General features: G+C 64.0%; 20 protein-coding genes. 9 read left to right on the top strand and 11 right to left on the bottom strand.

From position 1 onward, the window contains the following. The 4 genes from ACR30Z_RS00545 to ACR30Z_RS00530 all read right to left on the bottom strand — a co-directional run bounded on the left by ACR30Z_RS00545 (window position 1) and on the right by ACR30Z_RS00530 (window position 3,977). On the bottom strand, window positions 1-330 hold the full coding sequence (locus ACR30Z_RS00545) for a biotin/lipoyl-containing protein (RefSeq protein WP_434370934.1): 330 nt from the start codon (window positions 328-330) through the stop codon (window positions 1-3). Further along, entirely contained in the window at window positions 323-1,408 is a 1,086-nt protein-coding gene (locus tag ACR30Z_RS00540; protein ID WP_434370932.1) for an alpha-ketoacid dehydrogenase subunit beta, read from the bottom strand. The genes ACR30Z_RS00545 and ACR30Z_RS00540 overlap by 8 nt, the downstream gene beginning before the upstream one ends. Beyond that, window positions 1,401-2,453, bottom strand: coding sequence for a thiamine pyrophosphate-dependent enzyme (locus ACR30Z_RS00535; protein ID WP_144649687.1), 1,053 nt, complete (start codon window positions 2,451-2,453; stop codon window positions 1,401-1,403). Before ACR30Z_RS00535 ends, ACR30Z_RS00540 begins: the two co-directional genes overlap by 8 nt. Before the next feature lie 138 nt (window positions 2,454-2,591). Then, on the bottom strand, window positions 2,592-3,977 hold the full coding sequence (locus ACR30Z_RS00530; RefSeq protein WP_144649685.1) for an amino acid permease: 1,386 nt from the start codon (window positions 3,975-3,977) through the stop codon (window positions 2,592-2,594). 174 nt (window positions 3,978-4,151) lie between these two features. On the opposite strand from ACR30Z_RS00530, the gene ACR30Z_RS00525 reads away from it, so the two are divergent. The 6 genes from ACR30Z_RS00525 (at window position 4,152) to ACR30Z_RS00500 (ending at window position 10,699) form a co-directional block, all read left to right on the top strand. Further along, window positions 4,152-4,625, top strand: a complete 474-nt coding sequence (locus tag ACR30Z_RS00525) for an Lrp/AsnC family transcriptional regulator (RefSeq protein ID WP_141282652.1) — start codon at window positions 4,152-4,154, stop codon at window positions 4,623-4,625. Window positions 4,626-4,729: 104 nt separating this feature from the next. Then, entirely contained in the window at window positions 4,730-5,449 is a 720-nt protein-coding gene (locus tag ACR30Z_RS00520; RefSeq protein WP_144649683.1) for an NUDIX hydrolase, read from the top strand. Next, window positions 5,446-6,753, top strand: coding sequence for a quinolinate synthase NadA (gene nadA, locus ACR30Z_RS00515; protein ID WP_144649681.1), 1,308 nt, complete (start codon window positions 5,446-5,448; stop codon window positions 6,751-6,753). Before ACR30Z_RS00520 ends, nadA begins: the two co-directional genes overlap by 4 nt. A 56-nt stretch (window positions 6,754-6,809) precedes the next feature. Continuing rightward, on the top strand, window positions 6,810-8,648 hold the full coding sequence (locus ACR30Z_RS00510) for an L-aspartate oxidase (RefSeq protein ID WP_144649679.1): 1,839 nt from the start codon (window positions 6,810-6,812) through the stop codon (window positions 8,646-8,648). Beyond that, on the top strand, window positions 8,641-9,519 hold the full coding sequence (gene nadC / locus ACR30Z_RS00505; RefSeq protein ID WP_144649677.1) for a carboxylating nicotinate-nucleotide diphosphorylase: 879 nt from the start codon (window positions 8,641-8,643) through the stop codon (window positions 9,517-9,519). The genes ACR30Z_RS00510 and nadC overlap by 8 nt, the downstream gene beginning before the upstream one ends. A 13-nt stretch (window positions 9,520-9,532) precedes the next feature. Then, a complete protein-coding gene (locus ACR30Z_RS00500) occupies window positions 9,533-10,699 on the top strand; it encodes a cysteine desulfurase family protein (RefSeq protein ID WP_144649675.1) in 1,167 nt (388 codons plus the stop codon). Here the strand turns inward: ACR30Z_RS00500 and ACR30Z_RS00495 are convergent, their stop codons facing one another. The 3 genes from ACR30Z_RS00495 to ACR30Z_RS00485 are packed head-to-tail and all read right to left on the bottom strand — an operon-like array spanning window position 10,700 to window position 12,659. Next, window positions 10,700-11,185, bottom strand: a complete 486-nt coding sequence (locus ACR30Z_RS00495; RefSeq protein WP_144649673.1) for a GtrA family protein — start codon at window positions 11,183-11,185, stop codon at window positions 10,700-10,702. An 18-nt stretch (window positions 11,186-11,203) separates the two neighbouring features. Continuing rightward, window positions 11,204-12,064: a fumarylacetoacetate hydrolase family protein gene (locus tag ACR30Z_RS00490; protein ID WP_434370927.1), complete on the bottom strand. Its 861-nt coding sequence runs from the start codon at window positions 12,062-12,064 to the stop codon at window positions 11,204-11,206. Between the two features lie 37 nt (window positions 12,065-12,101). Beyond that, window positions 12,102-12,659 carry a DM13 domain-containing protein gene (locus ACR30Z_RS00485; RefSeq protein ID WP_434370925.1) on the bottom strand — a complete coding sequence of 186 codons (558 nt, stop codon included), beginning with the start codon at window positions 12,657-12,659 and terminating at the stop codon, window positions 12,102-12,104. Between the two features lie 115 nt (window positions 12,660-12,774). Here ACR30Z_RS00485 and ACR30Z_RS00480 point away from each other — a divergent pair, with 115 nt between their 5' ends. Next, window positions 12,775-13,971 carry an SLC13 family permease gene (locus tag ACR30Z_RS00480; protein ID WP_434370924.1) on the top strand — a complete coding sequence of 399 codons (1,197 nt, stop codon included), beginning with the start codon at window positions 12,775-12,777 and terminating at the stop codon, window positions 13,969-13,971. Here the strand turns inward: ACR30Z_RS00480 and ACR30Z_RS00475 are convergent. Then, window positions 13,968-14,636, bottom strand: coding sequence for a DUF1684 domain-containing protein (locus tag ACR30Z_RS00475; RefSeq protein WP_434370922.1), 669 nt, complete (start codon window positions 14,634-14,636; stop codon window positions 13,968-13,970). The genes ACR30Z_RS00480 and ACR30Z_RS00475 overlap by 4 nt on opposite strands. Before the next feature lie 54 nt (window positions 14,637-14,690). Between ACR30Z_RS00475 and ACR30Z_RS00470 the strand changes: the two genes are divergently transcribed. Further along, a complete protein-coding gene (locus ACR30Z_RS00470; protein WP_434370920.1) occupies window positions 14,691-15,539 on the top strand; it encodes a hypothetical protein in 849 nt (282 codons plus the stop codon). 68 nt (window positions 15,540-15,607) lie between these two features. Continuing rightward, window positions 15,608-16,414 carry a transglutaminase-like domain-containing protein gene (locus ACR30Z_RS00465; RefSeq protein WP_434370918.1) on the top strand — a complete coding sequence of 269 codons (807 nt, stop codon included), beginning with the start codon at window positions 15,608-15,610 and terminating at the stop codon, window positions 16,412-16,414. Here ACR30Z_RS00465 and ACR30Z_RS00460 read toward each other — a convergent pair. From ACR30Z_RS00460 to ACR30Z_RS00450, 3 genes are all read right to left on the bottom strand, one after another. Next, window positions 16,411-16,872: a MarR family winged helix-turn-helix transcriptional regulator gene (locus tag ACR30Z_RS00460; protein WP_144649659.1), complete on the bottom strand. Its 462-nt coding sequence runs from the start codon at window positions 16,870-16,872 to the stop codon at window positions 16,411-16,413. The two genes, ACR30Z_RS00465 and ACR30Z_RS00460, sit on opposite strands and share 4 nt — an antisense overlap. Next, window positions 16,872-17,996 (bottom strand): LLM class flavin-dependent oxidoreductase, encoded by a 1,125-nt coding sequence (locus ACR30Z_RS00455; protein WP_144649657.1) that lies wholly within the window; start codon window positions 17,994-17,996, stop codon window positions 16,872-16,874. The genes ACR30Z_RS00460 and ACR30Z_RS00455 overlap by 1 nt, the downstream gene beginning before the upstream one ends. 148 nt (window positions 17,997-18,144) lie before the next feature. After that, the gene (locus tag ACR30Z_RS00450; protein ID WP_434370917.1) at window positions 18,145-21,363 is read right to left on the bottom strand and encodes an efflux RND transporter permease subunit; all 3,219 of its coding nucleotides are present in this window, start codon (window positions 21,361-21,363) and stop codon (window positions 18,145-18,147) included. Window positions 21,364-21,417: the final 54 nt, after the last annotated feature.

Below are 21,417 nucleotides of genomic sequence, written 5' to 3'. Positions count from 1 at the left end.
TCAGTCCTCATCGAGTACGGCGCTCAGGCGGACCCGGCGCTTGGGTGCTTCGTCCTTGGGAACAGTGCCCACGATCCCGGCGGTATCGTCCGGAACCTCGAACACGATCAGCGGTTCGCCAACGTTGATGGTGTCACCGGGCGCCCCGTGAATACGCACCACTTTACCCGCCTGGGGGCTGGGCAATTCGAGGGCCGACTTGCTGGTTTCGATCTCCACGATCGGTTGGTTGCGTTCCACCTGCTGGCCGGCCTCCACCAACCAGTCCAGCACTGTGGCCTCGATGAGGCCTTCACCGAGGTCGGGAAGCGGGAAGGAAATTTCAGCCACGGCGGTACTCCAGTACGCGTTGGATCCCAAAGAGGATGCGGTCGATGTTGGGGATGTATTCGTCCTCCAGGTCGCCGGAGGGGTAGGGGACGTCGAACCCGGTTACGCGTTCCACCGGTGCCTTCAGTGTTGCGAAACAGCTTTGCGTGATGAGCTGGGCCACTTCGGCGCCAAGGCCGGAGGTCAGCGGCGCTTCATGAACGACGACGGCGCGTCGCGTCTTCCCGACGGACCTCGCCAAAGCATCGGCATCAATGGGCTTGAGCCAGCGCAGGTCAAGGACTTCGATGTCGATGCCGTCCTCGGCCGCGAGCTCGGCCACCTGGAGGCATCGGGCCACCATGGCACCCCATGCCACCAGTGTGAGGTGGCGGCCTTCCCTGACCACACGGGCGCCGGTGAGGCTGCCGCCGTGGGCCGTGCCGTCGTCGTGCGCTGCTGTGACAGGGACAGCGGCCGCGGAGGTGACATCCACCGGGCCCTTCTGCCAGTAGCGGGACTTCGGTTCCATGAAGATGACCGGGTCCGGCCGTGTGGCCGCGTACTTGAGCAGATGGTAGGCGTCGTGCGGGTTCGAAGGGGAGACCACCTTGAGGCCCGGTACGTGTGCGAACAACGCCTCGAGGCTTTCGCCGTGGTGCTCGGGTGCACGGATACCGCCGAAGCTGGGCACGCGCAGGGTGATGGGCATGGGCAACGTGCCGCGGCTGCGGTAGTTCATCCGGGCGATCTGGCAGACGATCTGGTTGATGGCCGGATAGGCGAAGCCATCGAACTGGACCTCGGGGATGGGGTGGAAGCCGGCCATGGCCAGGCCCACGGACATGCCCAGGATGCCGGATTCGGCCAGCGGGGTGTCGAACACGCGGTCCTCGCCGTGTTTGGCTTGGAGGCCGTCGGTGATCCGGAAGACGCCGCCCAAGCGGCCGCAGTCCTCACCGAAGATGACGGCCTTGGGGTTGTCAGCCAGGATCTCGTCGAGTGCCTGATTGAGGGCCTGTTGCATGGACATCTGCTGTACGGCCGCCGCGCCTGCGTTGCTGTCAGCGCTGCGCGGATCGGTGATGGTCTCAGACATGTTCGGACTCCTCGCGCCACGCGGTGGCCTGGGATTGAAGGGCGGGCGTTGGTTCCTGGAAGACCAGGCTGAACATTTCGGCGCCGGGGCGGGGGCCCAGTTCCTCGATGCCTGTACGGATGGCTTCCTCTTCCTCTTCGGCCTTCCGCTGTGCTTCGGCGAAGAAGGCTTCGTCCGCGATCCCTTCGGCGAGCAACCGCTGCTTGAACCGCTCCAGGGGATCCTGGCCGGCGTCCAACCTTTCCTCCTCCAGCGTGCGGTAGCGGCCGGGATCGTCAGCGGTGGAATGCGGGCCCCGGCGGTAGGTCATTGCTTCGATGACCACGGGACCGTTGCCGGCGCGGCAATGGGCGAACGCTGAGCGGGTGGCTTCGTGTACAGCCACCACATCGTTGCCATCCACTTGGAGGGACGGGATGCCGTATCCGGCAGCTCGGGCCGCCACGGAACCGCCGGCCACTTGGCGATCGGTGGGAACGGAGATGGCCCAGCCGTTGTTTTGAATGAAGAAGACCACCGGTGCCTTCATGACGGCGGCGAAGTTCATGGCTTCATGGACATCGCCCTGTGAGGAAGCACCGTCGCCGAAGTACGTGATGGCTACACCGTGGTGGCCGGAAGCCTTGCCGGAGAGTGTCTGTCCGTGGGCCCAGCCAACGGCGTGCAGGACTGAACCCGCCACAACGGCCTGGATGGGCGCGAAGCGCGACTCCAACGGGTTGTACATGCCGCCATGCCAGGTCGCCTTGTGGGTGGACATGTAGCCCACCATGTCCAGCCCCATGGCCCGGGCTACGCCCATCTCCCGGTACGTGGGGAAAACGAAGTCGCGGCTCCGGTCGACGGCGTACCCGCTGCCTACCTGGGCTGCCTCCTGGCCAAGCTCTGGAGCATAGCCGGGAATGATGCCTTGGCGCTGCCAGGCGACGGCCGCTGTGTCCAGGTGGCGGACGGCTGCCATCAGCGTGTACAGCTCACGGAGTTGATGGTGTGTGAGCGGGGCCGCGTCGTCATCGACGGCGGCCAGCACTGGTTCGGTAGTCATGGCTGTGACCCTAGTCACCCATTCCAGGCATGCGCAATAAGCGTAGTTTGAAGGAAACACTTTGTACAACTTGGCTAACAGAAGAAGCCCTGCACAGTACAAACTGTGCAGGGCTTCTGTGTTGAGCTAAGCAGGTGGTTACTTGACGTCCAGGGTCTGCTTTCCAGCCTTCGCCCTGGCATTGAGGAAGCAGCCAGCGGCGATGACGAGGATGAGCAGGAATGTTCCGATCAGCTGCCCGGCGCTCTCCGGGTTGGCGAAGCCCACCACGAAGATGGTGCCCAGCAGGACCAAACCCACGATGGTGAGATAGGGGAAACCCTTCATGCGCAGGGGAAGCTCGGTTCCCTCGCGGTCCGCCCTGCGGCGCAGGATGAACTGCGACACCAAGGCGGTGCCCCAGACCACCAAGCAGGTGGAGCCCACCAAGTTCAGGAGGGCGGGCAGGATCTTCTCCGGGAACAGCAGTTCCAACACGGTGGCGATGAAGCCGAATGCGACGGAGATTCCGACGGCGGCGACCGGCACCTTGGCGCCGCTCAGCTTGGACAGGAGGCGGGGAGCCTCGCCGCGCTCGGACAGGGAGAAGATCATCCGGGACGCGCCATAGAGGTTGGCGTTCAATGCCGAGAGCAATGCCACTACGGCCACCAGTGTGATGGCTGTTGCGGCGCCGGGGATTCCTGCGATGTCCAGGACTCCGGCGAACGGGGACTTCAGTCCTTCGGAGCCGACCGGAAGCACGGCTGCGATAACGAAGACCGAGCCGATGTAGAAGACCAGGATTCGCCAGACAACCGTGCGGATGGCCTTGCCCACGCTGTGCGAGGGGTTCTCGGTTTCGGCCGCTGCCACGCTGACGATCTCAGTGCCGCCGAATGCGAAGATCACCACGAACAGGGCGGCAGCCATGCCGCCGATGCCGTTGGGAGCGAAGTCGCCGAAAGCGGAGAATCCGGGCGACGGGACATTCGGCAGCCAGCCGAAGAGCAGCGCTGCGCCGATGAGCAGGAAGATGACGATTGCTGCCACCTTAAGGATGGCGAACCAGAATTCAAACTCACCGAAGTTGCGGACGCCCACCAGGTTGATGGCGGTGAAGGCCACCATGAAGACGAGCGCCAGGACCCATACAGGAATGACCGGCCAAATGGAGAACAGGAGGCCTGCCGCTCCCAGGGCCTCGGCCGCGATGACCACCACCAGTTGCAACCACCAGAGCCAGCCGATGGTTCCGCCAGCGGTCTTGCCCATGGCCTTCTCGGCGTACACGGAGAATGCGCCGCTGTTGGGGTTGGCAGCAGCCATTTCGCCCAAGGCCCACATGACCAGGATGATCAGTGTCCCGGCGATGAGGTACGAAATCAGGACTGCCGGACCGGCGGCCTGCACTCCCGCGCCCGAGCCGAGGAAGAGGCCGGCGCCGATCGCGCTGCCGAGCCCCATCATGGTCAGCTGGCGCGGTTTCAGTGAGTGGCCTAGGCCGGACGTTGGTGCAGGAGCCGCGATGGACTTCGTTGTCATACGTGTCTACCTTCTATGGATTACATGCTGGTTTGGCGTGCCGGCCTCATGGGCTGGGCAAGCGGGCGTCGACGACGCAGCAAGAGCCGTGGAATAATTCTCGCAGTTTGTAAGATACATCACTTTTTGCTTTAGCGATGTGATGGGTACGGATCCCCGGGGACAGGAACTTTGATGCTGGTCGATGCGCTTGATGCAAAAATTGTACGTTTCTTCACTGATTCGCCGCGATCCTCAGTGTTGGAGGCTTCCCGCGTTCTGAGGGTGGCCCGGGCCACTGTGCAATCCCGAATCGACCGGATGATCGAAAACGGGGTCATCGGTTCCTGGGTCCCGCAGCCCGATCCTGCCAACTTCGGCTTCCCGGTAGTGGCGTTCTGTTCTGTCACCATCACCCAGGAAATCGGACACGACGCCATCATCGAAAGCTTGAGTGCCATTCCCGAGATCATCGAGGTCCACACGGTCACGGGAAACTCCGACCTCATGGTGCGGATCGCGGCACGATCCAACCCGGACATGCAGCGTGTGCTGGATGCCATGATCGCCACCAAGTCGGTGGTCCGTTGTTCTTCTGTGATTGTCCTCAACAGCCACATTCAGGGCCGCACCTTGCCCCTGATGGAAGCGGCAGCGAAGTCAGTGTGACGTAAGGCATTTTGCCAAGCGTCCGCAGAGTCGTACCATTAGTTCTAGTCAGTCTGACTTTAACTATTTCACCCGGTACCTGGACCGGACGGCGACGAAGCGAGGTGAACGCCGTGAACACCAACTCGGCAAATGTCGCCGAGCGGCGGCTCGCACCGCCGTCGTTGGCTATTTCCACAGTGATTTTCGCCCTCCGTCCCAGCGAAAAGTCCGGCCGCCCCACGCTCTGGCTGCCGCTGGTCCGCAGGATCCGGGAGCCGTACAAGGACCTGTGGGCGCTCCCAGGTGGCCCTTTGGCCCATGACGAATCGCTGCAGGACGCGGCCTCGCGAAACCTCCGCGAGACCACGGGACTCACGCCGCACTACCTTGAACAGCTCTACGCCTTCGGCGGCCTCCACCGTTCACCCACCCAGCGCGTGGTCTCGATCGTTTACTGGGCCCTGGTGCAACCCACCGAGGCGGCCCTCGCAGACGAATCCGAGAATGTGCGGTGGTTCCGCGCGGACAGGCTGGGCGAACTCGCTTTCGACCACAACGCAATCGTGGACTACGCACTGTGGCGGCTGCGCAACAAGATGGCCTACGGGTCCATCGCCTACCACCTGCTGGGGGAGTTCTTCACCCTCGCCCAGGTCCGCGAAGTCTACGAAGCCGTGTTGGACCGCCAGCTCGATCCCGCGAACTTCCGCCGACACGTCAAGGCCACACCGGAAATCGAAGAAACCGGTGAATACCTCCAAGGCGGAAAACACCGCCCACCACGCCTCTACCGCTTCACCGGCACGCCCGGCCTCGGGCCAGATAACAGGAGTACACCATGAGCAGCGTCAACACTGCCGTCCAGCTGATCACTCGCGAAGAAGCCGAGAAAGGCCTCTCCCTCGCAGGGTCCACGTGCAGCCCGGCCTTGGCCAGGGGCCCATGGGAATACGACCTTGCCGAAGCCCTCGCCGGCGAGCCCGCTTATGGCCCCGGTGCCTCGAGCAGCGACGTCGCGCCCCCCGCAACGCCGCGTCAAGGCCAGCTGCCGGAAGAGTACAAAAAAGCCAGCGACGCCGAACTTGACGCCCGCATCAAGGCCGCCAAAGCAACGCTCGGGGACCGCGCCGTCATCTTGGGCCACTTCTACCAGCGTGACGAAGTCATCCAGTACGCAGACTTCGTGGGCGACTCCTTCCAGCTTGCCAACGCGGCACTGACCAAGCCCGACGCAGAAGCAATCATCTTCTGCGGCGTGCACTTCATGGCAGAAACGGCGGATATCCTCTCCACCGCAGAGCAGGCCGTCATCCTGCCAAACCTTGCAGCGGGCTGCTCCATGGCGGATATGGCGGACGAAGACTCCGTGGAAGAATGCTGGGAGCAACTGGAGGAAATTTTCGGTACCGAGATGGACGAGCACGGACGCGTCCCCATCATTCCGGTGACCTACATGAACTCCTCCGCCGCTCTCAAAGCATTCTGTGGCCGCAACGGAGGCATCGTCTGCACCTCGTCCAACGCCAAAGTGGTCTTGGAATGGGCTTTCGAACGCGGGCAGCGGGTCCTGTTCTTCCCGGATCAGCACCTGGGCCGCAACACCGCCAAGGCACTGGGCGTCCCGCTGGAGCAGATGCCCATGTGGAATCCGCGCAAGGAACTGGGCGGCAATGACGAACATGTGTTGCTCGACTCCCGGGTAATCCTTTGGCACGGTTTCTGCTCGGTCCACAAGCGCTTCAACGTGGGCCAGATCGAGAAAGCCCGCCAGGACTTCCCGGGCGTCAACGTGATCGTCCACCCCGAATGCCCCATGGAGGTAGTGGACGCAGCGGACTCCGCCGGTTCCACGGACTTCATCAAGAAGGCAATCGCGGCCGCCACCGAACCCACCACGTTCGCCATCGGTACAGAGATCAACATGGTGAACCGCCTGGCTGCGGAATACCCGCAACACACCATCTTCTGCCTGGACCCCGTCATCTGCCCGTGCTCCACCATGTACCGCATCCACCCCGGCTACCTTGCCTGGGTCCTGGAGGAGCTCGTGGAAGGACGGGTCGTCAACCGCATCACCGTGGACGAATCCGTACAGGACAACGCCAAGATTGCGCTGGAGCGCATGCTGGCGGCCAAACCCGCCTAACCACCAGGCACACTCCACCGGGCATACTCCACCGGACCAGTCGAAGAGAGCGTCACATGACAACGGGAAGCCAAACCGGCCGCCTTCAGCCCCAGCGGCTGGTCGTCGTCGGAAGCGGTATTGCGGGACTGTACTCGGCACTGCTCGCCGCCGAAGCGGGAGCGGACGTCGTGCTGCTGACCAAAGGCGCGCTCGCGGACAGCAACACGTACTACGCCCAGGGCGGGATCTCCGCTGTGTTGGACGAGCCAGCCCCTGGTGACACGGTGGCTGCGCACATTGCGGACACTCTCAAAGCCGGAGCGGGACACTGCAACGAAGAAGCCGTGCGGGTGTTGTGCACCGAAGCGCGGCTGGATATCGCCGGATTGGGACGGTTTGGTGTCCGGTTTGACCTGGACGACGCCGGCGATCCCGCGTTGGGTCTTGAAGCCGCCCACTCAGCTCCGCGTATCCTGCACGCAGGCGGGGACGCCACCGGCGCCGGCGTGGCGGCCGCGCTCATCAGGACCGTCCTGGACTTCCAGGCCGAAGGCAGGATCCAAGTCATCGGCCACGCCCAAGTGACATCGCTCTCGCTGGGTGGAGAACAGGGTGGTCGTGTCGTGGGAGCGAATTTCCTCCACGACGGCCGCCACCTTGGGGTCCACGGTGACGCCGTGCTCCTCGCCACAGGGGGAGCCGGGCAGCTGTTCGCCCAAACCACCAACCCCGCAGTGGCAACAGCGGATGGCCTGGCGCTGGCATGGCGTGTCGGCGCGGCCGTGGCAGACCTTGAATTCTTCCAATTCCACCCAACGTGCATGGTGCTCCCGGCTGAGGCGCGGGAAGCAGAAGGCAACAACGACCCCCTGCTGATCTCCGAAGCGGTGCGGGGCGAAGGTGCCATCCTCCTGGACGCCAACGGGCACCGCTTCATGCCCGCATACCACCCTGACGCCGAACTCGCCCCCCGCGACGTCGTATCCCGCAGCATCGCCCTGCATCTCACAAAGCTCGGCGACCCCAATGGCCACGTGTTCCTGGACGCTACCGTGATTGAGGAAAGTCGAGGAAAAGGTTTCCTCGCCAAGCGCTTCCCCACCCTCAGCAAACGCACACGCCAAGCCGGAGTCGACTGGACCAGGGAACCCGTTCCCGTGGCACCCGCGGCCCACTACTGGATGGGTGGCGTGGTGACCGATCTCTACGGACGGACGTCTGTGCCTGGGTTGCTCGCTGCCGGTGAGGTGGCCTGTACCGGAGTCCAAGGAGCCAACCGGCTGGCCAGCAACTCCCTTCTCGAAGGCTTGGTGTTCGGAAGGCGGGCTGTCGAAGTGTTCCTGAGGAGCAGTTCCACAGGTCCCTTGGCGCCTGCGCTCGCGCCTCGTACCGTCGATTGTCTCGCAAGCTCGGCGGCCGGTTCGGGCGCTCGCGCGACAACGGCGCTGTCGGAACCTCTGGAACTGCCGGCTGGTGACTTCATCCCGATGCCGTGGGAAAAGGAGATGCCCAATGCTCCTGTTTCTTGGGAGTTTGAGTCTTTGCCGGGGCCCGGTGCTCGTGAGGCATCGTTTGCGCGGGTAGGCGTCTTTTCGCGGGGGGCTTTGCGGCGGTTGATGACTGCGAAGGCCGGGGTCCTGCGTACTGGCAGTCTGCTGCGGGAGGCCGGGACCGGCTTGGCTGCCTGGGCGGAGAACGTTCTGCCACAGAATGTCCCTGACTCCCTCAACGTGCGGGAGCATGAGGATTCCAACCTTCTGCTGGCGGCCCAGTTGCTCGTCCATGCGGCGCGGGAACGGCGGGAGTCTTTGGGGGCGCATTACCGCAGCGACAGCCTGAGCCAACCTGCCGCCGTCGACGATTTTGATAAGCGTTACACCATGAGCCGGAAAGCGAGCCTCGTCCATGACTAACCTGACCCTCCCCGCAGCCCCAGTCCGGGACATCCTGGAGCGGGCATTCGCGGAGGACGCACCCAGTGGGGACATCACCTCGCAGTTGCTGATCCCCGCTGACGCCCAGGCCACCGCCGTGCTCAACGCGCGTGTCCCTGGAGTGTTCAGCGGCGGCACCGTGTTCCGAGACGCCATGAGGATTGTGGACCCGGACACTGAGGTGGAGCTGATGCTCGCCGACGGACAAGCGTTCGACGCCGGAACGCACCTGGCCCGTGTCAGCGGCAGCGCCCGCTCGGTGCTGTTGGCTGAACGCGTGGGGCTCAACCTCGTGCAGCGCATGAGTGCCATCGCCACCAAGACCGCAGAATTTGTCAGGCTGGTGGAAGGAACGCGCGCCCGGATCACGGACACCCGCAAGACCACGCCCGGGCTCCGTGTCCTGGAACGCTACGCCGTGCGCTGCGGCGGGGGAGCCAACCACCGCTACAGCCTCTCCGACGCCGTGCTGGCCAAGGACAACCACCTGGCCGTCATGACCGGAGGAGACGCCAGCAAGTTGACCGAGCTGCTGATTGCAGCAAAAGCCCAGCTGGGCCACACCACGCATTTCGAGGTGGAGGTGGACAGCGCCGAGCAGATCGAGCCAGTGTTGGCTGCGGGCGTGGACACCATCATGCTGGACAACTTCTCCATCGAAGAGCTCCGGGCCGGCGTCAAGCAAGTCGACGGTCGTGCCATCGTCGAAGCCAGCGGCAACGTGAACATCAACACCGTCACGGACATTGCCGCAGCGGGCGTGGATGTCATTTCCATCGGCGGGCTCACGCACAGTGTCGCGGCCTTGGATCTTGGCCTCGACATCGAACTCACGTCGACGCGGAAGTGAAGCTGCGCACGCCATGATCTTCCTCGACGCTGCAGCCACCACGCCCGTACGCCGCGAGGTCCTTGAAGCCATGTGGCCTTACCTCAGCGGGGAGTTCGGCAACCCCTCCAGCCATCACAGTTTGGGTGAGGCGGCAGCGACAGCGCTCGCAGGGGCGCGTGCCGGCGTCGCGAAGGCCATCAACTGCCGGGCCGGTGAGGTGACCTTCACCTCCGGTGGTACAGAGGCGGACAACCTCGCCGTCAAGGGCATTGCCTTGGCGCGCAAAGCCGCAGATCCGTCGCTGAACCGAGTGGTGATCAGTGCGATTGAGCATCCGGCCGTGGAAGAGTCGGCCCGGTACCTGGAGCGCGTCCATGGCTTTGCCGTGGATGTTGTGCCGGTGGACGGAGAAGGCCTGGTCACGGTGGAAGCCCTCCGGAAGGTGCTGGGGCCCGCAACAGCGCTGGTCAGCATCATGTACGCGAACAATGAGATCGGAACGGTTCAACCAGTGACCGATCTTGCCTCCGCAGCGCACCAGCTGGGTGTTCCTTTCCACACGGACGCAGTGCAGGCGGCTGGGTGGTTGCCTTTGGACGTCAAGGCACTGAGCGTGGATGCCCTCAGCATCTCCGGGCACAAGCTGGGTGCGCCGAAGGGATCCGGGGTGCTCTTCACCAAGGGGCGCCTGAGGCTGGAGCCCTTGGTCCACGGCGGGGGACAGGAACGGGGCAGGCGTTCAGGAACCGAGAATGTGGCTGGTGCGGTGGCGTTGTCCACGGCCCTGACACTTGCCTACGCCGAGCAGCCGGAACAGGCTCCACGGGTATCGGGGCTGCGGGACCGATTCATCGGGCACGTCCTGGCCACCGTGCCGAACGCCATGCTCACGGGTCACCGGGCGAGCCGTTTGCCGTCGGTAGCCTCCTTCTGTTTCCCCGGCACCAGCGGTGAATCAGTATTGCTGGAGCTTGAGCGGCTGGGTGTGGTGTGCTCCAGTGGCTCCGCCTGCGCTGCCGGGTCCGATGCGCCGTCGCCGGTGCTGGTCGCTCTGGGCATAGCCCCGGAAACGGCCCAGACGGCCGTGCGGTTCAGCTTCACTTCAGCCGTTACCGACGCAGAACTTGAGCAAGCAGCCGCAGCCGTGGAAACCGCCGTCGGGCGTGTCCGAAACCTGGCGTCCCCGCAGGCTGGCTAGCTACACGTGCCGTGCGCGCCGAAAGATCCAGTGGCGCAGCAACGTGAACCGGACAGCCGTGGCCACGAAGCCGGAAAGAGTGGTGGTCCACAGCTCCTCGGCCACCGTGGCATCCGGGCGGAAAAGATGCAGCACACCCAGGCTTCCGCCCGTGATGATCAGGGCGATACCGATCACGATCACCCCGCTGAGGTGGTCCTGGGCGCGCTTCTTCCTGCCCGTGATTTTGAAGGTCAGCCGGCGGTTCAAGGCCGTGTTCATCAGCGACGTCAGGATCAAGGCCACAGCGTTCGCGAGCTGCGGATCGATCCAGGGACGCAGCAACGCATAGATCGCCAGCGAACTCGCGGTGCAGACAACGCCGACGCCGGTGAAGCGCAGCAACTGCCGCACCACCGGGTACTTGAGGGGGCCGCGATGCCGTGTGCGTTGGGGTTTCCGGGGAGGAAGCGGGCGCAGCTCAGTGGCGTCCGCGGCTGTCTCCATGCCCTTAAGCCTGACACACTAGGCGGGCTGTTCCTCCCATGAAGCGCCAGTAACGGGGTTGTGAAGCTCGCCGATGCCCTCCACGCGGCACACCACCGTGTCTCCGGGCTGGATGCGGGCGCATTCCGCAGGGAACCCCGTGAGTACCAGGTCGCCGGGCTGCAGGGTCATGAAGGAAGACAGGTACACCAGGATCTCATCCACCTTCCAACCGAGGTCGGCGGAACTCGCAGTTGCCAGCGCGTTGCCATTGTGGACGATCCCGATGGAGAGGTCCGCATCATCCAGTTCCGTGACCATCCATGGCCCCGCAGGAGTGAACGTGTCTTGGCTCTTCGCGCTGATCCACAGTTCGTCGGACTGTTGGAGGTCACGCGCTGAGACGTCATTGCCGATGGTGTAGCCCAGGATGGCCGACCGCGCCGTTTCGAGGGTCAAACCCCGTGCAGGACGGCCGACGACGACCGTCAGTTCGGCTTCCGGGTCTACGTAACCGACGGTGGAGCTGAGCTGGATCGCCTCTCCGGGGCCGATCACGCTGGACGCCGCCTTATGGAACGCCTGGGGTGGAAGGTCACGGCCCGGTTGGCCGGTGTTGTGGGCCATGCCGAACACATTGACCGGTACTGACGGCGCCAGGAAAGCAAACGCATCCTGGCCGACCACGGCGCCACGTTCCCATCCCTCCCTGGCCGGGCTGCTGGCGTTCGCCCTCGAAGCCGGGAACGGGGAGTCGATGACGGTCCACTGGGTGCCGGCGTCGGAATCGAAGTCCGGGGCGTCGTTGGCCACGAAGTATTGCTCGCCGGGCACCTGCGTTTGCGATGGGGGCGAGGTGGGCCGGACACGGGCGATGCGACGGGGGAGGGACGAAGTCATGATGACATCCTACGTCCTCCCATCCGCCGGCAACACCTCAGGCGAGTGGCGCCGACCCGAACGCAACACTGAACCGGTCGCACCAAAGGACCACGGAGGCCAAGCCCGCGATGTCGGTCCCGGCCGGGATGACGTAGTTGTGGTTTCCATGGGTTGCCTTGACGGCCCCGAGGTCCACATAGTGTCCCGAGCGGTACTTGAACCAATCACCGCCGGCTTCCTGGCTGCTCAGCCAGACTTTGACGTCAGGACCGTCGCTGCTGGCCAGGTTCTCCAGGCGGAGCAGGTGACTTCCATCCGGGAGTTTCAGCAACCGGGCCGTGCCGGTGGTCTCATGTTCCTGGGATTGGAAGGCGCCCGTGCCCAGAACCACCGGTCCACTGGCGGCAGGCGTTTCAACCACGGTCGCCTCAACCTCTGCTGAGACGCTCCCGGCCACTGGTGCGGCCGGCAGGGCTTCGTCCACGCTGCTGCTGGTGAAGAGCCGCCACGGCTGGAACAAGGCTGCACCGACCACCAGCAGGGAAATGACCGCCACCCCTGCCACAGCAGCGAAGGTCCTGTGGGTCCGGATCAGTCGCCGGAGTGTATTCATGGTTAAAGGCTAGGCTTCGACGCTACGCGGCGGGGGCTTCATTGCTTACAGTACGGTGACGCCTGTTGCCGTGCCGTGAAGGCAGTACGCAGGGACCGGGCTTAGAATCCGTTCCATGCGTCTGGCGATCATCGGCTTGGTCCTTCTCGTGGCAGGTGGGATTACCGTTGCCACGGGTGTCCTGCCATGGCAGGAAGTGGCGGTGCTCGTGGACCGGGTGGCGCCCATCCTGGGTTTCGTCGTTGCCATGACAGTGGTGACCGAGTTGGTCAGCGAAGCCGGCGCCTTTCAGTGGATCGCCCGCCATCTGCGTGGGTGGGGGCGTGGACGCAGTGTGGTGTTGTGGTTGCTTGTGGCGCTGTTCGCCACCCTCAGTACCGTTTTCCTGTCGCTGGATACGACGGCGGTTCTCCTCACCCCGGTGGTGGTCACCGTGGCCCGCCAAGCAGGCCTGCCCGTCCTGCCTTTCGCCCTGACCACTGTGTGGCTGGCCAACACAGCCAGCCTGCTGCTTCCCATTTCCAACCTGACCAACCTTTTGGCGCAGCACAATCTGGGAGGCATCAGTCCCGCCCAGTTCGCCCAACTCATGTGGGCACCTTCGTTGGCCGCCGTTCTGGTCCCCTTGGCGTTCATAGCCATCGTCTTTCGGCATGAACTGCGCAAGACGTATGCGCGCGATTCCACCCGGCCATTCGGGGTGCCCTCGTCCAGGGCATCCCAGGACAGGGTGCTGCTGTTGGTCAGCGCGGTGGTCTTGGTGTTGCTGTTGCCGGCGTTGGTATCCGGTGCCGCCATCTGGATTCCTGCCACGGTTGCTGCGGTCATCCTGGCGGTGATATTCGCCGTCCGTCGGCCCAAGGTCCTCACATTGACGTTGATTCCATGGTCGCTGCTGCTCTTTACGTGCGGGCTTTTCCTGGTAGTCGAGGCAACCCAGTACCTTGGAGCCTCCGTGCTGCTCGGTGAGGTGGCAGGTGCGGGGAATGGCTTCCTTGACTTGCTGAGGTTGGCCATGACAGGTGCCCTGGGGTCCAATGTCGTGAATAACTTGCCCGCCTACCTATTGGCCGAACCGCTGGCGGGAACCCCCCAGAGGATGGCCGCCCTGCTGATAGGCGTCAATGCGGGACCCCTGATCACGCCGTGGGCGTCGCTGGCCACGCTGTTGTGGCACGACAGGTTGGTGCGGATGAACGTGCTGGTCAAGTGGAAGGGGTACGCGGTGTTCGGTCTGATCGTGGCACCGCTGACAATACTCGCGGCCATTGCGGCGCTCGCCGCTGTTGGCCCCGGCGGCCTCTTTGGCTAGCCCAGGTAAAGCTCTCCCACAGGCACTTCCACGGCCAACCGGTTGGCCGGACCTGCAAGCGGGCACGCCCACGCCTCGTTGTAGGCGCAGGACGGGTTGTAGGCGAAGTTGAAGTCGAGGACGAACTCTTGCTCGTTCCCGGTTCCGCGGGTCCCATGGAACGACCCCTTGACCGTGTCCAACAGGTACCTGCCCGCTCCGTAGCTTCCGCCATCCTTGCCCGCCGTAGCGTCGCGGAAGGGTACAAAGATCCCGCCGCCATAGCTCCTGAGCCGCCAGGCGGCCAATGAGCCGAGCCCGGGCAGCTCAAACGTGCCGATCCGTGTGAAGGGTACGACGCCGTCGGTGCCCGTCTCGACGTTCATCTCCTGGCCGGCACCTTCCGGAGACAAAGCAACGTAGAGGCGGTAGGAGGGGTCGTAGTCCGCGGTGCGCAGCCCGGAAAATGAAGCCTTCATGTCCGTGGTGAGTGCCGAAGCAGGATGCGTGGCAAACATCAGGTCCCGCTCCTGACGCCAAAAGACATGGGCATCAAAGGGGTTGGTGGCTGCGAGTTGGCGCACCTTGTCGTAGAGCGCGAACGTCCGCAGTCGCCAGTCCGCTATGTCCACCGCTGACATGGTGGGGATGTTGTCCTCGGGTTCGTCGTTCTGGTCGGGAGCCATACCCTCAGCCTAGCCCTGTGCGTGTCGCGGCATCACCGCCGCTAGGCTGAGCCCATGAAGGGCATGATGATCGCGGTCCCTACCTCGACGAGGCTTGCTGCCGTGGTGCTGGCAGGTGGCATCCTCGTGGCCGGAGCGGCCTGTTCGGCCGAAAACAAGGGACCGCAGGTCAGTTCGACAACCAGCTCCCAGCCCAACAGTTCCGAATCGGGGACCGGAACTGCCGAAAGCACGACGGCGGCCACGGACGCCGCCTCCGGCTCGCCGTCCGCATCGGCTGGGCCAAGCGAAACAGCCAGTGCCGGACCGAGCCCTGCAGCCACGGCTGTGTCGTGGAAGACCTACACCGACTCTGCCAAGACTGTCAGCTTCGAGCTGCCTGCGGAGTGGATTGCCCAGTCGGTGAGCCCTGAGCCGGGCTCCTTGGCAGGCGCGGTGAAGGTGGAAGTCAAGGACGGTGAGGGCCGGTACATTGCCGCGCTGCAAACAGGCCTGCCTCCGGCTGACCCGGCCGCCTGCGCTGCGGGACAGGGCCGCCCCTATGTGGTGATCAGCAGTGTCCCCCTGGATGTTCCGCACTCCGATGGTCCGGACACTATCGACCCGAGGGTGGTCTTCCGGGTGGTCCAGGGCTACAAGTTCTTTGGCTCCTACGGCATCACCAACGTGGTGGCGGGGGTGGACGGCCACTCCTGCGAACTGCGGAACCGTGTGCTGGGGCCGGCCGGAAAGGGCGACTATTCGTTCGGGGACGTCCCGGCGATCCACGCCTTCGCCGCCGACGAGAAAGTGGCCCCGGCCAAGTCTTTCGACACGCTGGACCTGGCAGCGAAGTACGTGGCCCACGGTTCGGAATTCGCCAATGTCCAGCGGATGCTACTGTCTCTGAAGGTCAATCTGTAGTCCCGCGATTGACTGATCCACGCCACGGCGGCATTGGGGGCTGCCCGCCGCAACCATCCCGGAGATTAATGGAACGCAACGTTGCTGCCTCGCTCGTTTTCAAGACCGCAGCCAACACGAAGGTGGCCATGGCCATAGCCGTGGCCAACAACTCTGGTTACGACTCGGTGATTGAAGACCTGTCCATCACCGTCGCAGGCGTTGAGGTTCCCTTTGCTGAACTGCGCGACCATCATGGGGGCCGTTTCCACTACCTGGAGTTCAGCGAGCCGAGCGAGGTAACGGTGGATTACCGGGCAACGGTTCACGGCTTTGCCCGGCCGGATACGTCGAGTCCCATGGAACTGATCCGCTACGTCAGGCCCAGCCGCTATGCCGAGTCCGACAGGCTGCTGCCCACGTCCTACGCCGAGTTCAACAGCCTGCAGGGGGCCGACCTGCTGCACGCTGTCCGCAACTGGGTGCATGGGGAACTCCGCTACGTCAGCGGTTCCTCCCGCGGCACGGACGGCGCAGTGGAAACGCTGCTTCACCGTAAGGGGGTGTGCCGGGATTTCGCCCACCTTGCCATTGCGCTGTTGAGGGCCAAGGATGTTCCCGCGCGCCTTGCTGCTGTCTACGCCCCGGGCTTGAGTCCCATGGACTTCCACGCAGTGGCTGAGGCCTACGTTGACGGCGCCTGGCGCATCATTGACCCCACCGGGTTGGCGCCGCGTGAATCCATGCTCCGCATCACTGCCGGACGTGACTCCTCGGACACGGCTTTCTTGTCCACGGTGGGTGGGAGCTTGTCACTGAAGACCCTCAGGGTCAGTGCCTCGATCAACGGCGAGCTCCCGGTGGAAGATCCCCGGGAGCTCGTCAGCCTGCGCTAGTGTCCGGCCACTGAAGCGCGGAGCTTCTCCGTCAGACGCAACAGTTCGCGCTGTTCCTCAACCGTGAGTGCCGGTGCCACCAGATGCGCGATGTCGCGCACGTGTTCCCGGCCGATGGTCTTTTGAAGCTCGCGGCCCGCTTCGGTGAGTGACAGCAGGACTCCCCGGCCGTCGTCGGGCGCTGTTGTGCGCTCCACCAGGCCGCGCTTCTCCAAGCGGTCCACCAAGCGGCTCAAGCTGGACTGGCTCAGCAGCACTTTGTCGTTGATTTCATTCAGGCGGAGTTGGCCCGAGGGGCACCTGGAGAGCGTGAACAGGACGTCGTATTCCTTGACGGGAAGGGTCTTGAACGCCGGTCCGGACTGAAGCTTCCGCATCACCGCCACCTGGGAGCGGAACAACGACTCCCAAGTTTCGGCGGCGAGGCGGACGGCCGAGGACGCCGAGGGGCCGGACATCAGGCGTCCTGCCCCGCGGCGCCGGCTGCGGCGGATTCGCTGACCTTGGCCTCCAGTGCTGCAGCAACGCGCGATGCGTGGGTCGGAGCGTCCGGAACATGGGCGGGCTTCATGGCAGCGTATTCCTTGCGCAGGACCGGAAGGACTTCCTCGCCAAAGAGATCCAGTTGCTCCAGCACGGTCTTCAGGGGAAGGCCCGCGTGGTCGATCAAGAACAGTTGGCGCTGGTAGTCACCGAAGGCCTCACGGAAGGTCAGTGTCTTTTCGATGACTTCCTGCGGGCTGCCCACGGTCAGGGGGGTCTGCGACGTGAAGTCCTCAAGCGACGGCCCGTGCCCGTACACAGGTGCGTTATCGAAGTACGGGCGGAATTCCTTGACGGCATCCTGGGAGTTCTTCCTCATGAAGAACTGGCCTCCAAGGCCGACGATTGCCTGGTCTGCCTTGCCGTGTCCGTAGTGTTCGTAGCGCTCACGGTAGAGGCCGATGAGCTGCTGGTAGTGCTCCTTGGGCCAGAAGATGTTGTTGGCGAAGAAGCCGTCGCCGTAGTAAGCGGCCACTTCCGCGATCTGCGGCGTGCGGATGGAGCCGTGCCAGACGAAGGGGGCAACGTCGTCAAGGGGGCGCGGGGTGGACGTGAAATTCTGCAGGGGCGTGCGGAACTTGCCTGACCAGTTCACCGTGTCCTCGTCCCACAGCTTGCGGAGCAGGCTGTAGTTCTCGATCGCGAGCTCGATGCCGTCCTGGATGTTCTTGCCGAACCACGGGTACACCGGTGCCGTGTTACCGCGGCCGAGCACCAGGTCCACGCGCCCATCCGAAAGGTGCTGGAGCATGGCGAAGTCTTCGGCGATCTTGACCGGATCGTTGGTGGTGATCAGCGTGGTGGCCGTTGAGAGCGTGATGCGTTCGGTCTGGGCCGCGATGTAGGCCAGCGTGGTAGTGGGGGAGGAAGAGAAGAAGGGCCGGTTGTGGTGCTCGCCCAGGGCGTAGACATCCATGCCGATTTCCTCGACCTTCTTGGCGATGGCGACGGACGCCTTGATGCGTTCGTTTTCCGTGGGCGTGCGGCCCGTAGTGGGGTCAGTGGTGATGTCGCTGACGCTGAATACGCCGATCTGCATGATGTGCCTTTCTCCCTGCCCGTGGTTCCGGGCTCTGTGAACAGTGTACCTCAAACTAGATGCATTTGCATGTATCAGTGCCTGTAACAGGGCAGGGCCGGGAATTGTTCCCGGCCCTGCTTTCAGGGGTGAATCTGTGAGGAGTCCGCTATTCTCCGGGGTTATGTGCCGCCCTGCGGCCCTTTACCCGTGGAATCATGCCTGTGGTCCAGTCCTGGAACTCGTCGGCACCGTTGCCCGGCGGGGCGTTGACGCCGTCGTCAGGTGTCGGTTTCTCCTGCAAATCCTTCAGTAACTGCTTCTTCTCCCTGCGCCCTTCCACCAGCTTGTAGAGCACGGGGACAAGGACCAGGGTCAGGGCCGTGGAGGAGACCAGCCCGCCGATCACCACGATCGCGAGCGGCTGCGAGATGAATCCGCCGCCACCCGTGAGGCCCAACGCCATGGGCGTCAACGCGAACACCGTGGCCAACGCCGTCATCAGGATGGGACGGAGGCGCTGGCGTGCGCCGTGGGTAATGGCATCGGCAACGTTCATCCCGGGACTGCCGTCATGCGGTTTGCGGTACTGGTTGATGAGGTCGATCAGCACAATTGCGTTGGTGACAACGATGCCCACCAGCATGAGCATGCCGATCAGCGACGGCAAGCCCAGCGGAACGCCGGTCGCCAGCAGCAGGCCAACGGCGCCGGTTGCTGCGAACGGTACGGAGACCAGCAGGATCAGCGGCTGGATCAGCGACTTGAAGGCAGCCACCATGATCACGTAGACGATGGCGATAGCGGCCAGCAGCGCCAAGCCCAGCTGCCGGAAGGATTCGGCCTGCTGCGTAGTGGCGCCTCCAATGGTGGCCGTCACGCCGGCCGGCAGCTCCACGGATGTGAGGCGCTCCTGGACCGCGGTGCTGACGCTGCCCAAGTTGGAGCCCGACGGCGTCACGGTCACCCGCGCGGTCCGCTGACCGTTGCTGCTGGTGATGGACACCGGCGTGTCAACCTGTTCGACGGCGGCTACGCTTTCCAGCGTTACGGGGCCACGAGCAGTCGGGAGCTGGAGCGCGCGCACCGCAGCAATGCTGGTGAACCGTGTGCCTTCGCCAATCTGTACCGGGTAATCGTTGGTCTCGATTCTGACTGTGCCGGCCGGGATGGGGCTGACAGTGGATGCCAGGAAGGCCCCTACCTGTTCCTCCGTCAGTCCGGCGGCCACGGCCTTGGCCCGGTCCACGCGGACCTGGACCACCGCTTGGGTGGACGCCAGGTTGGTGGCCACCTCGGTGCTGCCGGGAACGCCCTCCATGGCTTTCACCATGGCATCGCTCGCCGTGCGGAGATCGGCGGAGTTTGCGGCCCTGATGGTGATGTCCACGGTGGACGACGTGCCGAAACCGCCCTGCTGAGAGCCCACCGTCACTTTCCCTGCTGCCCCCTCGAGCTTGGCGCGGACCTCGTCCTGAAGCTTTGCTTGGTTGACCTTCTCGTCCGTGACAATGGTGAACGTTGAGTTCGACGATCCTGTGGACGTCAGCGCAGCGAAACCTGTCTGCGCGTTTCCGGAGGTCACCTGTACGTCCTTGATGCCCTCGATGCCCTTGAGGGAGTCCTCGACCTTCATGGCCTCATCGCTGGTGGCCTGCAGGCTGGTTCCGGCCGGAAGTACCTGGCGCACTGTCATGCTGTTCTCGCCTGAGCGGCCCAGCAGGTCGGTGGCCAAGAGCGGAGACACCGCGATGGTTGCCACGAGGATCAGGGCTGCCGCGGACAACGTGATGACCGGGTGTTTTTGGGTCTTCTGGAGGATCGGAAGGTAGCCACGCTGGAGTCGGCTCCGTTGCTCGGCCTCGCGGGCCTTCGCGGCGGCTTCCTTGGCTGGTACCGCCGCTTCGGCCCCCGCATTGGGAGTGGACAGGAACCAGTAGGCAAGGACCGGGACGATGGTCAGCGACACCAACAGCGAAGACAGCAACGCAATGGTCACCGTCAACGCGAAGGGGCGGAACAACTCTCCGGCAAGGTCACCAACGAACGCGATGGGAAGGAACACGGCCACTGTGGTGAGCGTGGACGCTGTAATGGCGCCGGCGACTTCGCGGATGGACGTCAGGATGGCCGTCAGCTTGTGTTCCCCATAGCTAAGGTGCCGCTTGATGTTCTCTATCACCACGATGGAATCGTCAACCACCCGACCGATGGCGATGGTGAGCGCTCCCAAGGTCAGGATGTTCAACGAGTAGCCCGTGGCCGAGATGCCAATGAACGTGATCAGCAGGGACAACGGGATGGAGACCGCAGTCACAAGCGTGGACCGCACGGACATCAGGAACACCAGGATGACGGCCACGGCGAATCCCAAGCCGAGCAAGCCTTCGGTGATGAGGTCCTTGATGGATTTCTCAATGAAGGGCGCTTGGTCGAAGACCGGAGTGAAGGTCGCGTTGTTGCCCAGTTCGTCTTCCATGGGGCCGATTGCGTCCCGTACCGCGTGGGAGATGGCCACGGTGTCGCCCTCGGGCTTCTTGGTGACGGACAACGCCAGCGTCGGCTTGCCATTGGTACGCGTGATGGAGGTGGCGGCGTCGTCCTCGATGCTGACGTCGGCCACGGCTCCGATGGTTGCAGCACCCTTGGCGCCGGCCAGCGGAAGTCCCTTGATGATGTCGAGGGAATCCACAGGGCTGCCCAGCTGGAGCGACAGCGTCTTGCCCTGGTCCTCGATGGTGCCGACGGGAACCAGGGTGCCGTTGTTCTTCAGTGCATTGCCGATGGACTGGACGGACGCCCCCGTGGCCGCGAGGTCCGTGGGACGCGGCTGGATAAGGATGTGCTGGCTGGCACCGCCGGTCACATCGGCGCCGCGGACACCGTCGATCTTCTGGAGCCGGGGGACGCTGAGCCGCAGGAGGTCGGCGTTAAGTTCACTGAGCGGCTTGTCCGAGGACACCGCCAGGTAGACGATAGGGAAGTCGCTGATATTGCCGGCGATGGATTGGGGTTCGACGTCGGCCGGCAGCACGCGTTTGGCGTTGGAGATGGCCCGGTCGATCTGGTTTCGCGCCCTGTCCAGGTTGGAACCATAAGTGAACACCATGGTGATTTGCGAAACACCGTTGCGGGACGTCGACGTAGTGGACTCAAGTCCCTCAACGCTGTTCAGTGCCGTTTCGAGTGGCTGGCTCAGCTGCTTGTCCACAACCTCCGGAGAGGCACCCGGCATGGACGTGACAACCGTGATCTGCGGGAACTCGATGGACGGGATCAGTTCCTGCTTCAGCGACCCCATGGTGATCACGCCGAACACCGCCGCAAAGACGGTGATCAGCGCGATCAGGGCCCGGTTTCCCAGGGACAGCTTGGCCAGGCGGAACATTGCATTGACTCCTGAGGTCTACGAAACGATTCGTCTGACGGGAACCGGCCGCAG

The organism is Paenarthrobacter sp. FR1 (assembly GCF_051106045.1).
GTDB lineage: Bacteria > Actinomycetota > Actinomycetes > Actinomycetales > Micrococcaceae > Arthrobacter > Arthrobacter nitroguajacolicus_A.
Note: the sequence above shows the minus strand (reverse complement) of the source record. Positions and strands in the feature narration are given on the sequence as shown.